At 45.8% G+C, this 14,381-nt stretch carries 6 protein-coding genes and 8 pseudogenes; 7 read left to right on the forward strand and 7 right to left on the reverse strand.

Translation table 11 applies throughout. The features are described from left to right. Positions 1 to 145: 145 nt before the first annotated feature. From AC0L66_RS11290 to pspA, 7 genes and pseudogenes are all read right to left on the reverse strand, one after another. A pseudogene (locus AC0L66_RS11290) lies at positions 146 to 759 on the reverse strand (DNA-3-methyladenine glycosylase I). Positions 760 to 886: 127 nt separating this feature from the next. After that, positions 887 to 3,996 (reverse strand): annotated as a pseudogene (locus AC0L66_RS11295) (efflux RND transporter permease subunit). Further along, a pseudogene (locus AC0L66_RS11300) lies at positions 3,996 to 5,086 on the reverse strand (efflux RND transporter periplasmic adaptor subunit). The pseudogenes AC0L66_RS11295 and AC0L66_RS11300 overlap by 1 nt, the downstream one beginning before the upstream one ends. Beyond that, positions 5,086 to 6,113: pseudogene (locus AC0L66_RS11305) on the reverse strand (efflux RND transporter periplasmic adaptor subunit). The pseudogenes AC0L66_RS11300 and AC0L66_RS11305 overlap by 1 nt, the downstream one beginning before the upstream one ends. A 193-nt stretch (positions 6,114 to 6,306) precedes the next feature. After that, complete coding sequence (gene pspC / locus AC0L66_RS11310; RefSeq protein WP_265675608.1) at positions 6,307 to 6,693, reverse strand: envelope stress response membrane protein PspC; 387 nt, start codon at positions 6,691 to 6,693, stop codon at positions 6,307 to 6,309. Next, positions 6,686 to 6,922, reverse strand: a complete 237-nt coding sequence (gene pspB / locus AC0L66_RS11315; RefSeq protein WP_265675557.1) for an envelope stress response membrane protein PspB — start codon at positions 6,920 to 6,922, stop codon at positions 6,686 to 6,688. The genes pspC and pspB overlap by 8 nt, the downstream gene beginning before the upstream one ends. 9 nt (positions 6,923 to 6,931) lie before the next feature. Next, a complete protein-coding gene (gene pspA / locus AC0L66_RS11320; RefSeq protein WP_265675558.1) occupies positions 6,932 to 7,600 on the reverse strand; it encodes a phage shock protein PspA in 669 nt (222 codons plus the stop codon). Positions 7,601 to 7,790: 190 nt separating this feature from the next. On the opposite strand from pspA, the pseudogene pspF reads away from it, so the two are divergent. The 7 genes and pseudogenes from pspF to AC0L66_RS11355 form a co-directional block, all read left to right on the forward strand. Beyond that, a pseudogene (pspF, locus tag AC0L66_RS11325) lies at positions 7,791 to 8,610 on the forward strand (phage shock protein operon transcriptional activator); the annotation flags it as partial. Positions 8,611 to 8,750: 140 nt separating this feature from the next. Beyond that, complete coding sequence (locus AC0L66_RS11330; RefSeq protein ID WP_473569236.1) at positions 8,751 to 8,861, forward strand: helix-turn-helix domain-containing protein; 111 nt, start codon at positions 8,751 to 8,753, stop codon at positions 8,859 to 8,861. A gap of 140 nt (positions 8,862 to 9,001) precedes the next feature. Further along, positions 9,002 to 10,621, forward strand: coding sequence for an ABC transporter substrate-binding protein (locus AC0L66_RS11335; RefSeq protein ID WP_265675560.1), 1,620 nt, complete (start codon positions 9,002 to 9,004; stop codon positions 10,619 to 10,621). Then, positions 10,622 to 11,585 (forward strand): annotated as a pseudogene (locus AC0L66_RS11340) (ABC transporter permease). Beyond that, positions 11,572 to 12,459 carry a putrescine export ABC transporter permease SapC gene (gene sapC / locus AC0L66_RS11345; RefSeq protein ID WP_265675562.1) on the forward strand — a complete coding sequence of 296 codons (888 nt, stop codon included), beginning with the start codon at positions 11,572 to 11,574 and terminating at the stop codon, positions 12,457 to 12,459. Before AC0L66_RS11340 ends, sapC begins: the two are co-directional and overlap by 14 nt. Beyond that, positions 12,459 to 13,453, forward strand: a pseudogene (locus AC0L66_RS11350) (peptide ABC transporter ATP-binding protein). The gene sapC and the pseudogene AC0L66_RS11350 overlap by 1 nt, the downstream one beginning before the upstream one ends. After that, positions 13,450 to 14,235, forward strand: a pseudogene (locus AC0L66_RS11355) (peptide ABC transporter ATP-binding protein). The pseudogenes AC0L66_RS11350 and AC0L66_RS11355 overlap by 4 nt, the downstream one beginning before the upstream one ends. Positions 14,236 to 14,381: the final 146 nt, after the last annotated feature.

Here is a 14,381-nt window from a genome sequence, read left to right on the forward strand (position 1 = left end):
CCGCTTCTATCTACTCCACACGAAGGTGACAGCGTCACTCAATAACTATCGCTATTCGCGTTACTGCTGTTACTGCTGTTACTGCTGTTACTGCTACCACGAATAGCTATCACTCGGATTAATATGGCTAACCACTCGCCAATCGTTATTGATTAGACATAACGTATTTCACCCCTAGTGATGAGTAGCTATCGATGATTTGTTGGCGGCGGTAGCATTGTTGGCTATGGTCGTTGATCAAGCCCGCGGCCTGAAGGTAGGCATAAATAATGGTAGAGCCGACAAATTTAAAGCCACGCCTTTTCAAATCCTTACTCAAAGCGTCCGATACAGGTGACGTGGCAGGATAGTCTTCTAAACACTGCCAGTTATTGACGATGACCGCATGTTCAACATATGACCATAGGTATTGACTAAACGAACCAAACTCTTGTTGAATCTGAATAAAGCGTTGGGCATTCGTGACGGTCGATTTGATTTTTAACCTATTACGAATAATGCCCGTATCTTGCATGAGCTGCTCTTCCTCTTGTGGGGAAAACTGCGCTACTTTCTCAACATCAAAATCGGCAAAAGCGCGTTGATAGCCTTCACGTCGTTTCAATATCGTGTACCAACTTAGGCCTGCTTGAGCCGATTCAAGAACCAAAAACTCAAATAGCGTTTTATCATCAAATACCTAAGCACACCCCATTCGTTATCGTGATATTCGACATAGTCACTCTTTGTTTCATCTAACCACGGACAACGCTTGCACATACTCACATCCTTATTGTTATCAGTATTACAAAAATGCTGTCACCGCAGCGGGTGACAGCATGCCATTTAGAGTGTTAATTTCCGATAAATACCGAGATTGAGACTTCCTACCACAGCATATCTGTCATTACATGACGTTAACGCGGTGGAACAATCGATACAGCACTGGGACAACAATCAACGTCAGTACCGTCGCAAACCCAAGCCCGAACATAATGGTGACCGCCATCGGTTTAAAAAAGATATCTGGCAATAATGGAATCATACCCAATATCGTTGTGATGGCCGCCATACACACCGGACGAACACGACTCAACGCCGCATCAACGACCGCGTAATACGCTTCTTTACCCGATTTAATCTCAATTTCTATCTGATCGAGTAGTACGATACCATTTTTCAAAACCATTCCTGATAAGCTGAGAAAACCCAGTAATGCCATAAAGCCAAACGGAGTATTCAACGCCAGTAACCCAGTGGTAACACCAATAATGGCAAGCGGTACCGTCAACCACACAATCAACGCCTCTTTCACGGCATTGAACAGAAATATAGTGATCAGGAACATAAACAAGTAGCCCATTGGCATCGTTTGGAACAGTGACGCCTGCGCGTCTCCGGATGACTCATATTCCCCCCCACTCCAAGAAATAGCCAGGTGGAAGCGCTATGGCCTCAATCTGAGGCTGAATACGTTTTTGTAATGTTGCTGCGGTTTCTTCACCAAGAAGATCAGGATCCGCCATCACCGTCAACATGCGCTTGCGGTTCTTGCGCACAATGATTGGATCCTCCCAGCGAACATCATAACCCTGAGTCACTTGCTGGAATGGGATAAACTCGGACAGAGCTGGGCTCCATATCATCATACCCTCAATATTACGGATATCCACCCGCTCGTCATCAGGGAGGCGGGCGACGATAGGCATAAGCGTTGTTCCGTCGCGATATAGCCCAACCGATTTCCCAGAAAAGGACATCATCAACACATCATCAACATCAGACTTAGTAATACCGTAGCGTCTTGCTTGGCTTTCATTAAATACTGGTTCAAGTACTTTGGTTCTCTCTCGCCAATCATGACGAATATTAAATGCGCCAGGATCGGCGTACATAATATCCATGACTTGAGTCGCAATACCACGTAATACCGTTGGGTCCGAACCGATAATGCGCGCCTCAATCTTCGCCCCTCCACCAGGACCAAGTTCAATCTGTTTAAGCTTATAATTGATCTCAGGGAAAGTGCTATCGACATAATCTCTAAAACGATTCATTAAAGGTTGGAGTTGCTCGTAACTTTTCGCTCTTGTGGTGATTTCACCATAGGCGGCATAACTCTTTTCGGGCGCGTAAGTCAGCATGAAGCGCTGTAAGCCTTTACCTGCTGTCGTCGTGATGTGGTCCGTTTCCGGTTGTTCCGCTATCCAATTTTCCAATACTTTTAACTTAGTATTGGTCGCTCGAATGTCCGTACCTTCCGGTAGCCAAACATCCACTTGAAACATCGGCGTTGTCGATGCAGGGAAGAAGGACTGCTTCACTAAAGTAAACCCGTATAAACTTCCACCAAGACAAACAATGAGAAAAGCGACGGTTAACCAAGCGCGGTGCATACAAAATTCCAGAAACTTTCGATACATCACAAAGACAATGCCATTATAGGGATCACTGCCCTCTCCACCGTCTTCGCCCCCTTTGATTTTCTGACCTTTAAAGAACATGTCTGCAAAAAATGGCGTAAGCGAAATTGCCGTAAACCAACTTAACATCAGAGAAATAAGCAATACTGTGAACAAGGTGCCACAGTACTCACTAAGCAGAATCTTGCGACAAGCCAATCGGCGCAAATGCGGTGACTGCAATCACCGTCGCGCCTAATAATGGCCACTTAGTTTGAGTGACAATGTCTGTCGCGGCTTGAAGCCGCGTCTTCCCTCGCTGTGTACCGATTAATATCCCTTCAACCACCACTATGGCATTATCTACCAGCATCCCTAACGCGATCACCAAGGCACCCAATGAGATTCGCTGCAAATCAATCGCCATGTATTGCATGAAAATAAAGGTGCCAAGTACCGTCAGTAACAAGATCAAACCGATCAATAAGCCCGATCGCAACCCCATAAAAAACAGCAGAACGATAATAACAATCGCAACGGCCTGCCCCAAACTCACGACAAAACCACGAACGGACTTGTCCACTTCCTTTGGTTGGCTATACACCTCTGCGATCTCGATGCCAACAGGTTGCTGAAACTTAAGCTCTGCTAGTCGTCGGTCAAACCGCTCTCCAACCTCTACTACATTCACCCCTGTCGCAAATGATACCCCCACATTCAACGCCACTTGGCCATTAAAGTTGATGATATTCGTCGGCACTTCGATAAAGCCGCGTTTAATGTCAGCCACATCTTTTAGATAGATGAGCCCATCAGCTCCACCTTCTGTTAAAATTAAATCGCCGAGTTCACTGACATCGGTAAATTCACCCGTTGGCTGAATACGAATATACTCACTACCAATGCGAGTCGCGCCTGCGTTAGACACCACATTCTGCGTTTGCAGCAAATTAAAAATCGTACTGGGCGCAATGCCTAAAGCACTAATTCGTTTAATCGAAATTTCAATAAAGACTTGTTCTTGCTGCTGCCCCGTCACCGACACTTTACTGACACCATCAATAAGTTCGAGCTCCCGCCGCAAGTAATCCACATAATCAGAAATTTCTTTATAGCTGTACCCCTCGCCTGTTAACGCCAGTAATACGCCATAGACATCACCAAAGTCGTCTATTACCGTTGGGTCGTTGACGCCTGGTGGTAATGACCCCTTTAAGTCATTCACTTTTCGGCGTAACTCATCCCAAATTTGCGGTAAATCATCAGGCCCATAGTTATTTTTCATGGTGACGGTTATTTGAGACAAACCACGGCTGGAGATTGAATTGATTTCATCGACATAGGTCAGCTGTTGAATCGCTTTTTCTATGGGATAAGTCACTTCTTCTTCAACTTGTTGCGGTGTCGCCCCCGGATAAGAGGTGACCACCATGGCATCTTTAATGGTAAAGGCAGGATCTTCCAAGCGTCCTAAGCCAAAAAAGGCGGATACACCTCCAATAAGGAAAATCAGCGAAACCATCCAACTGACCACTTTGTTACGAATAAAATAGGCGGCTACACCCGTGATATCATCATCACTTTGAGGCAAAGACTTCTTTTCTTCTTGGCTCATTAGTTCGCCTCCTGCGCGAGAACTTCCACTTCCATGCCGTCACGTAATCGGGCAATACCTGCAATGACTATCTGATCATTACTCTCTATTCCATCTAATATTTGAATGGTAGAACGAGAGACTTTACCTGTGAGTACCTTTTGCTTGCTTACCGTTGCCCTGTTTCCATCATCAGAGACAACCCAGACATATTTTTCAAGATCGCCCAATCCATCGCCATCTTGGTTAAACACCGACTCAATCGGAACACTCACCCCCAAGTCCAACTTGAGTCCGACATCTTTCGCCTTGGAGGTGACATCCACAGCCATGCCATCCAAAACAAATTCCGTCGCAGGCATTGGCATCACTAAGGTGGCGGTAAACGTACCAAGCGCAGGATCCGGTTCAGTAGTAAACTCTTTTAGCTGCGCTTCATATTCGTTGCCAGAAGGTACTCGCACAAGCGCCCCAATGTGGCTTATATCGTTACTTTTAGGCTGATTTAGCGAGAAACTATCAGGCATCTGCATAATAATTTCCACCTCCTCAACGCTATGAATATTCACGACTTGCTGGCCAATTTGGACATTTTCAAATTGCTCCGCGGACACCCTTGAAATAACGCCATCCACAGGTGCAAGCAACTGAGTAAACGACAACCTTAACTGAGCCAACTCTAGCTCTGCTCTTGCATAAGCACGCTGCGCCGCTATTTCATCAAATTGTGACTTCGCCAACAGTCCTTTTTTCACCAATGGACTCGACTAAGCGATACTGGCTGTCAATAACCGAGAAGCGAGCCTGGGCATTATCAACATCTAGCTTGTAATCCGTTGGGTCGAGGGTGGCGAGAATATCGCCTTTTTTTACAAAATCCCCTTCTTTAAGCGTGATGCTATTGATCTCTCCCGGTACTCGAAAACTCAAATGCGAGCGATCTGCCGCGGTTGCTAATGCTGGAAAGTACAACTTATCTTTTAGCTCAGCTTTACTGATCGTTGTCGTTCTCACCTTCGGAATTTCATTTCTTGCTTCTCGCAAGCGCTTTATCGCAACCAGCTAGCAGCACAGCGATAGTAAGTAGACTAACGAGGCGAACATTCATCATCATAGCCCTCTTTCCTTAATCCACTCACGAACCTTAATGCCCGCTTCTATTCCTTGAACACCTGAAATGACGATCTTGTCACCATCTTCAAGCCCGGTGATTACTTGTCTTTTTTCATTGAGCTCCACCGCCACCTTCTCAACAATCCCATCGTCACCCACCTTCCACACGCATTGCTTATCATTTTCGACAAACAAGGCAGACACCGGAATCACCGTCGCCGCTTCACTCTTGGCAATCACGCTAACTTGCCCTGCCATACCAGGCAAAATACCGATATCAGTCGGTCTCTCCATGACCATCGTTACTTTATAACTGCCCGTTTTAGGATCTGCTTCCGTATCAATCTCTTGAAAAGTCAGCTCATATTGGTTACTTGGAAACGCATCAAACGCCATGGATGCATCAATCTGATTTTTACCTTGAAAGCGATTAAGTAGGTAATCCGGCAATTGGAATATGACCTTGAGCAGCTGATTAGACTGAATATTCATAACCCCTTCTTTAGCTTGAATATATTCAAAGTTATCGGCAGGAATAATCGAGATGGTGCCATCGTACGGTGCGACTAATTGAGCGTAACTTAGGTTCGCTTTGGCTTGCGACCAGCTCGCTCGGGCAGACTTCATATTGGCATTGGCTTGATCATAATCTTGCTCAGATACCACTTTTTCTTTACGTAACTTTAGCGCTCGCTGATACTGCACATCTGCAAGCCTAAAATTTGCTTTTGCTTGTTTTTCTAATAGGAGATATTCGTCGGGATTAAGGCTGGCAAGTAAGTCGCCCTTGTTTACTGTCTGGCCCGAGCGCACCGCTATTTGTTCTAATTGCCCGGGCACTCTAAACGCCAGCACCGCTTTATCGCCCGCTTCAGACGTTGCAGGAAATGAACGCTCGAATTGACTATTTCCAACCGATACCGAAAATAATTTTGCCGGGCGAGATTCCGGCTCGGGAATGGGAGGGGAGCTTTGCCACATGCACTAAGCACTGCTACCACTAAAAATAATGCTGACCACTTCATGTTCATTTCTAACTACCCTGTTTAACTCGTAGTTAAAAAGATAGTCTAGAGCACACCGCTCTGCCAGCAAGTGACTAATTATTAATAAATTTTATCAATTAACTGGTGATTTATTGTTCAGTATTATTCTTAACAGGCAACAAAAAACCCAGTAACCGAAGACAACTGGGCTTTAGCATTATTTCAACATCGCCTACAACTTACTAAACTCTCGATTCACGGCATACGCATCCGAGGTAACGTAGGCCTCCATACTACGAAGCGACCCTTCCATTTTATCCATGTCGTTTTCAATAGTATTGAGTAAGTCTTTGGCATTTTGCCCCTGCTTCCAAGGCTTACTTTTGAGCGAGTGCTCTTGTTTCGACCTAAGCTCTTCAACAAAATTATCTGGCTGCTTCTCTAACATCAAACTCATTGCGACATAAGCCAATAACACTAAGAAGCTTCCTCCTAGCAAAGCGGCGGAAATAACCAAAATCCGAACTAACCATACCTCGACACCAAAATAATTCGCAATCCCGGCACAGACCCCTGTGAGCTTGCCGTTGATCGGGTCCTTATATAGGTCTTTATGCATCATAATTTTGCCTCCACTTAGGTGACTCCGCATCTAAGATTCGCTCTAGACTCTCAACACGGCGCTGCATATTTTCCGCTCTCGCTGACAACGCTTGTAGCTTCTCGAACTCTTTTGAAGACAACCCAGATTCGGACTTACGCTTGCTTCGGTAATGAAGGAACAACCATAGCGGCGCCACGAATATTAGAAATACAATAACGGGTCCAGCAATGAGAAATGTCGACATATTCGTCTCCTATTTATTTTTATTCATCTGCTCTTTGAGCTTAGCCAGTTCTTGGTCTATTTCGTCTTGCGCTTGTAGCTCAGCAAACTCTTGATCTAATGACTTAGCATTGCCGCTATTGGCATACAGATCTGCCTCGGCTTCCAGTTCATCTACTTTACGTGAGTACTGTTCAAATTTCGCCATCGATTCATGAGTGCGACTCGTATGCAGGTGTTTTTGCACATCACGACGGTTATTAGCGGTCTGTGAACGAATCATAAGTGCTTGCTGCTTAGAGCGTGTTTCCATAATTTTTGATTCAAGTTTACTGATTTCATTAGTCAGCTTATCAATCGTTTCTTCGACCAATGTTTGTTCATCATGCAAACCTTTAACAATTTTCTCTACTTTTTGCTTTTCAATCAACGCCGCACGAGCCAGTTCTTCTCTTTGCTTAGTCAGTGCTAACGTCGCTTTATGTTGCCATTCAAGCACTTGCTCTTCTAATGCTTTGACCTTGCGAGCCAATTCTTTTTTATCCGCTATGGCCTTTGCCGAGTTAGTGCGAACTTCCACCAAGGTGTCTTCCATTTCTTGGATGATCAGGCGAATCATTTTCTCCGGATCCTCTGCCTTGTCTAAAAGAGCGCTAACGTTAGAATTTACGATATCAGCGAAACGAGAAAAAATACCCATAATACATCTCCTAAAAAAATCACGTGGTGTCATCATTCAATCATGTGCCACCTAAGACAATCCAAGTTTCATGCCAGTTTTACAAAGCCTACATTAACAATATGTTAGCTCAATCATTCGCATTTTATTAGTAGACTGCTAATATGATTCACCAATAGTTGGTAAAAAAACCACATCTAAGGACTGTAACATGGCGCAAAACCTCATTGGCGAGTCTCCAAGCTTTTTAGCCGTTCTCGATAAAGTTTCAAGGCTGGCTCCCATTAATCGCCCCGTGCTGGTCATTGGTGAAAGAGGAACTGGGAAGGAGCTCATTGCCCAGCGTCTTCATTACCTATCCACACGCTGGGATCACCCTCTGATTTCACTTAACTGCTCGACATTGAGCGATGGGTTAATCGACTCTGAGTTATTTGGCCACGAGTCTGGTGCATTTACAGGCGCAAAAGGGCGCCACCTTGGGCGATTCGAACGTGCCGAAAATGGCACACTGTTCTTAGATGAATTGGCCACGACGCCGCTATCGGTTCAAGAGAAGCTATTGCGCGTCATTGAATATGGTCAATATGAGCGTGTCGGCGGAGCAAAAGCATTAGAAGCCAACGTAAGGTTAGTGTGCGCCACCAATGAAGATCTGCCAGCCTTGGCGCAAAAAGGAAAATTCAGAGCGGACTTATTGGATAGGCTGGCCTTTGATGTCATTCAGCTTCCACCGCTAAGAGCCCGCCAAGAAGACATTGCGCTGCTGGCCGAGCACTTTGCAATAAAGATGTGCCGTGAACTAAGTCTACCTCTATTTGTCGGTTTCAGTTCCCAAGCTTGGCGCAGCATTCATGAATACCCATGGCCAGGAAATGTTCGTGAACTCAAGAATGTCATCGAACGTGCTGTCTATCAGCACGGTACGAACTCACACCCTATCCATTCGCTCACTTTTAATCCGTTTAGCAACGAGTTTCCGACATTAAACTCAGCAAAAGAGCCTGCTACAGATGCGGACGAAACGTCAGAACACACCGCATCGGAGAAACTCACCCAAGCAGTGACATCCGTTAATGCCCCCTAGCAGGCATCCTCAGCACCGCTCATTGATAACCTGACCTTTCCGATTGATTTTAAATCTTGGAAAGAAGAACAAGCCATCATTGTTATTCGCGCAGCATTAGAGCAAGCACAATACAACCAAAGAACCGCCGCTAAAATGCTGAGCTTAAGCTATGATCAGCTAAGAGGGCTGGTTAGAAAGCACAAACTCATATGAAAGCGCTCAAAGAGTCACCATTAAAATAAATAAAATCGTCGATAACTACTTGTCGTTATTGGTTTAACAATCAAATTAGTGGTAAATTACTCTGTTCTCAATACAGATATTACGTTCACTAAAATGAATGTAGCGTGTTTATGAAGGCATTACTAAAACTATCCATTACACTTTGCAGCATTGCGCTAGTCGCTGGCTGTGAGGATACGATCGACCATACAAAAGTTCGACAGGACGGTTTCGTGTACTGCGACCAAGGTCGCCCGAGTACATTTAACCCTCAATTAGTCGACGGTGGCATTACTGTCGAAGCGATCGCGCCTCAATTATATGACACGCTACTCACGCTAAATTCAGGGACTCATCAGCCAGTACCCAATTTGGCAAAAAGCTGGACGGTCGATGAAAGCGGTACCGTCTACACCTTTAATCTGCGTGATAATGTTGAATTTCATACCACAGATTGGTTTACCCCAACTCGAACGCTCAATGCTGACGATGTGGTGTTCAGTTTTGAGCGTATTTTAGATACTGACCACCCTTATCACCAAGTGGGTGGCAGCGTGTATCCATGGTTTGCTGGCATCAACTTTGCTTCGCTGGTCACCCGTGTTATTGCTATTGATGATCACACGGTTCAATTCACGCTTTCGAAACCAGACAACTCCTTCTTATCTAATATTTCGACCGCCCACGCTCCCATATTCTCCGCAGAATACGGTAAAATATTGCAGCAGGAAGAGAACAAGCTCAATCTCGACACACACCCTGTAGGGACAGGTCCATTCTATCTCGATGAGTACCAAGTCGCCGATTTAGTGCGCTTAAAGCGTCATAACAAATACTGGCGCGGTCCCGTTGAAATGGACCAAGTTGTTTTCGACATCTCCCACCGAGGGGCTGGTGCGTTGGCTAAGTTATTACGTGGTGAGTGTGATGTTCTCAATTCACCAGTATCGAGTCAAATACCCATTATTCTTAAAGAAGATTCTGTCGTACTGCAAGCAAAGCCTGCGATGAACGTGTCATTTATCGCACTCAATACCCAGCATCCAGCGCTCAGTGACCAACGCGTGAGAAAGGCCCTTAATTTAGCAATCAACCGTGACAATATTCTCGAAGCGGTCTACTACGACAGCGGTGAAAAAGCCTATACGCTCTTACCACCAAGCTCTTGGGCCTATCAAAAAGATCAAACTCAAGTTCGCTATGACCGCAATTATGCCATGGCGCTACTTCGCGACGCAGGCTATGACAAAGGCTTAGAGCTCACAATGGCGGTGCCACTTGAGCCTCGAGTATATAACCCAAGTCCGAGAAAAACGGCGGAGCTTATCCAAGCAAATCTTGCCGATGTCGGCGTCACATTGAATCTGTTAACCGATGAACGTGTAGACCGAATTGAGTTAGCTAACATCCAAGAAGTCGATTTATTACTTACGGGTTGGGTCGGCAATACTGGTGATCCCGATAACTACTTAAGACCCCTGTTGTCTTGCTCATCGAAACGGGAAGGACTGAACCTTTCAATGTGGTGTAATGACGACTTTGATTTTTTACTCGATCTCGCTCTTGAAGTAAGCGAACCACGCTACCGTGTTAACTTATATCGACAAGCTCAGAACATTCTGTTCGAACAAGTCCCGGTCATTCCTATTGCGCATGGACAAAAATATCAAGCGCACAATGATGATCTGACCGGCTTTCGCACAAGCCCATTTAACGCCCAGCCGTTTGACCAAGTAGTGAGGTTAAAATAGATGTTCTGGTATGCGATTCGCCGCCTCAATTTGTTTGTCATCACTTTGCTTATCCTAACGTTGGTCGGCTATAACTTGCTGCGCTTAGAGCCCGACTCCTTTTGGGCAAACCAAACGTTTTTCCAAGGCTGGATCCACTATGTTGGGCAACTCACAAAGCTAGATTTTGGATTAACGAAAGCTGGTTGTCCCAATCATTGATGAGTTGACCGCCGTCCTGCCTGCCACGTTAGAACTGTGCTTTGCCGCTTTTACCATCTCCGTATTTATCGGCATTCCTGCAGGCACCATCGCAGGTATGAAAAAAGGCAAGTGGCTCGATAACATCATCTCTTTTTCATCGATGGTGGGCTACGCTGCCCCTCTATTTTGGATTGCACTGTTGATGATTATGTATTTTTCACTTAATTTTCAATGGTTCCCGGTCGCTGGTCGCTATGACTTACTCTATGAAATCGACCATGTGACTGGTTTTGCGTTGATCGATGCCTTGCTCTCGGATGGACCATACCGACGCGAAGCGCTGCAAAGCGTTATCGAGCATATGATTCTGCCTTGTTTCGTACTGGCGCTATCTCCGACGATGCAAGTGATACGAATGATGCGCACCTCCGTGACAGAAGTGATGGCACAAAACTACATCCGAGCCGCGCGGATCAAAGGTTTATCCAATTACGAGATCGTGATAGAGCACGTTCTTCGTAACGCCATACCGCCAATAATACCGAAATTAGGTGTTCAGCTGTCGAGCATGATTACCCTCGCGATTATGACGGAATCCATTTTTAACTGGCCGGGTATCGGTCGTTGGCTCTTAGATGCGCTATCAAGTCAGGATTATGCATCAATACAAGCTGGCGTAATGGTGGTTGCGACCATTGTGCTTGCGGCAAGTATCTTGTCCGATATTATCGGCGCGATGATCAACCCGTTAGTTAGGAAGGAATGGTATGCTGTCAGATAACATCTATCAGGAAGAACGCATTCCAACCCAACTCGAACGCTTTTGGCGAAGCTATCGAAGTAATAGCCTATCCATGTTTGGGCTATGGTGTTTTGGGCTAATCATTCTCATCACGCTCGCCTCGCCATGGCTCGCTCCATATGACCCAATGGAGCAAAGCTCTTTTCTGCTTATTCCGCCATCTTGGGATCCTGCGGGGACGGTCGAGTTCTTTTTTGGTACCGATGATTTAGGTCGTGACATCCTTTCTCGAATTATCGATGGCTCTCGCCTATCCTTCGGTGCAGCGGTCATTATTACCGTTATTTCAGCGTTAGTGGGCTGCTTTATCGGTATTTTAGCGGGTATGACAAAGGGCTTACTATCCAGTATCTTGAACCACCTTCTTGATACCGTGATGTCAATTCCATCGCTGTTACTCGCCATCATTTTTGTGGCATTTTTAGGTCCTGGCGAATACAACATCCTGCTTGCTATCTGCCTAGCCCTAATCCCGCGCTTTGTTCGTACCGTTTATGTAGCGGTGCACACCGAAGTAGAAAAAGACTACATCATGGCGGCTCGTCTCGACGGGGCCAATGACTTCTACTTATTGTGGAACTCGATTTTGCCTAATATTCTGTCCATTATTGCCGCCGAATTCACCTTCGCGCTATCCATCGCAATTTTAGACATTACCGCCCTTGGCTTTTTGGGGCTAGGTGCTCAAGCCCCTAGCAGTGAATGGGGAGCGGTATTAGGTGATGCCGCCGAGCTTCTTTATCTCGCACCTTGGACTGTGGTCTTACCCGGCCTAGCCATTTTATGTGTGGTTGTCGTCATCAACATCGTTGGCGAAGGCGTGCGCAGCGCGTTAAACGCGGGAGTGGAATAATGCCTGTATTAGATATTCGTCATTTGACTATCGAAATTGAAACCCCACAAGGATTAGTTAAAGCCGTCGACAGAATGAGTTTTACCATTAATGATGGGGAAATTCGCGGTCTCGTTGGCGAGTCTGGCTCCGGAAAAAGCTTAGTTGCCAAAGCGATCGTTGGCGTATGCAAAGACAACTGGCGGGTGTCTGCCGATCGTATGCGTCTTGGTAACATCGACCTATTACAACTCACGCCACGGGAAAGACGTCGCGTCATCGCCCGTGATGTGGCGATGATTTTCCAAGAACCGTCTACCTGCCTAGACCCATCAGAAGAAGTGGGTCGCCAGCTTATTGAATCGATTCCTTCACGCTCCTTCGATGGAAAGTGGTGGGAGCGATTTAAATGGCGTAAAAAGCAAGCTATTGCCCTGTTACATAAGGTCGGCATTAAAGAGCATACTCGTGTCATGCACAGCTATCCGTATGAGCTCACCGATGGTGAGTGTCAAAAAATCATGATTGCTATGGCGATCGCCGCTAAGCCCAAGTTATTGATTGCCGATGAACCGACTAACGACTTAGACCCTATCACTCAGTCGCAGATTTTACGTTTATTGAGCCGTATGAATCAGCTCCATAACACCACTCTGATCCTCATTGGCCATGACCTCACCACCATTACCCAATGGGCAACGCGTATTACCGTCATGTATTGCGGCCAGTCCGTTGAGTCTGCTGATACCAAAAGATCTTGGACATGCCCAAGCACCCTTATACCGTCGCCTTATTGAAAGCGATGCCTGACTTCGGTGACTGGATCCCGCATAAAGAGAAGCTACAATCTTTGCCAGGTTCCATTCCACCACTTCAGCATTTGCCGATAGGCTGCCGACTCGGCCCTCGCTGTCCTTACGCGCAAAGGCAGTGTGTTGAAATTCCACCCGTCAAACGAGTCAAGAACCATAAATACAGCTGTCACTTCCCGCTGAATACGGAGAAAAAAGCATGAGTGCATTGTTAGAAGTCACAGGACTTAAAAAGGACTTTGTGACTCGTTCAAAGCTTTTCAGAAGAAAATTCAGCATGCGGTTAAGCCCGTCAGCTTTAGCCTAGAAGCAGGTCAAACCATTGGTTTTATTGGCAAGAATGGCTCAGGTAAATCTACGCTTGCTCGTATGCTAGCAGGCGTTGTCGAGACCAACAGCCGGAGAAATACGCGTCAATGGTGACTTGCTAGAGCATAAGGACTACTCCACGCGCTGTAAGCTTATCCGCATGATTTTCCAAGATCCTAATACCTCTTTGAATCCAAGAATACAAATTGGTCGCATTCTGGAAGGGCCACTGAAACGAAATACTAACATGCCACCAGAAGCGAGAATGCGACGTGTCAAAGACACCCTAGTACGAGTTGGCTTGCTACCAGAGCACGCTTACTTTTATCCACAGATGCTTGCCACAGGCCAAAAGCAACGTATTTGTTTGGCACGGGCACTCATCTTGCAGCCTTCTATCATCGTCGCTGACGAAGCACTCAATGGCTTGGATATGGCGATGCGATCGCAAATTATTAACCTATTTCTAGAACTACAAGAAGAAATGGGCGTAGCTTTTGTCTACGTATCACAGCATTTAGGCATCGTAAAACACATTACGGACAAAGTGATGGTGATGCATGAAGGTGACGTGGTTGAATACGGCGACACACAAGACATTCTCACTAAGCCTCAGCATATTGTGACGCAGCGAATGGTCGAGAGCCATTTCAATAAGAAGCCTGTTTATCGCTAATGCTGATGGAGGCGTATTTTTAGGTCATCGCTTAAAATACGCGTGTCCAACTAACTAGGCCTAAGGTAAACGCTATCAAGATATCAACAAAAAAGGCCCGTTAGTTTCACTAACGGGCCTTTTATAATTTGTTTCACTCTCTTAAC

The sequence above is a fragment of the Vibrio sp. GJ43-1 genome, from assembly GCF_055808835.1.

What these genes read in the sequence shown, in the direction of transcription:
- pspC (WP_265675608.1), bottom strand. Translation starts at nt 6,693, where the DNA reads ATGCATAAAGACCTATATAAGGACCCGATCAACGGCAAGCTCACAGGG.
- pspB (WP_265675557.1), bottom strand. Translation starts at nt 6,922, where the DNA reads ATGTCGACATTTCTCATTGCTGGACCCGTTATTGTATTTCTAATATTC.
- pspA (WP_265675558.1), bottom strand. Translation starts at nt 7,600, where the DNA reads ATGGGTATTTTTTCTCGTTTCGCTGATATCGTAAATTCTAACGTTAGC.
- AC0L66_RS11335 (WP_265675560.1), top strand. Translation starts at nt 9,002, where the DNA reads ATGAAGGCATTACTAAAACTATCCATTACACTTTGCAGCATTGCGCTA.
- sapC (WP_265675562.1), top strand. Translation starts at nt 11,572, where the DNA reads ATGCTGTCAGATAACATCTATCAGGAAGAACGCATTCCAACCCAACTC.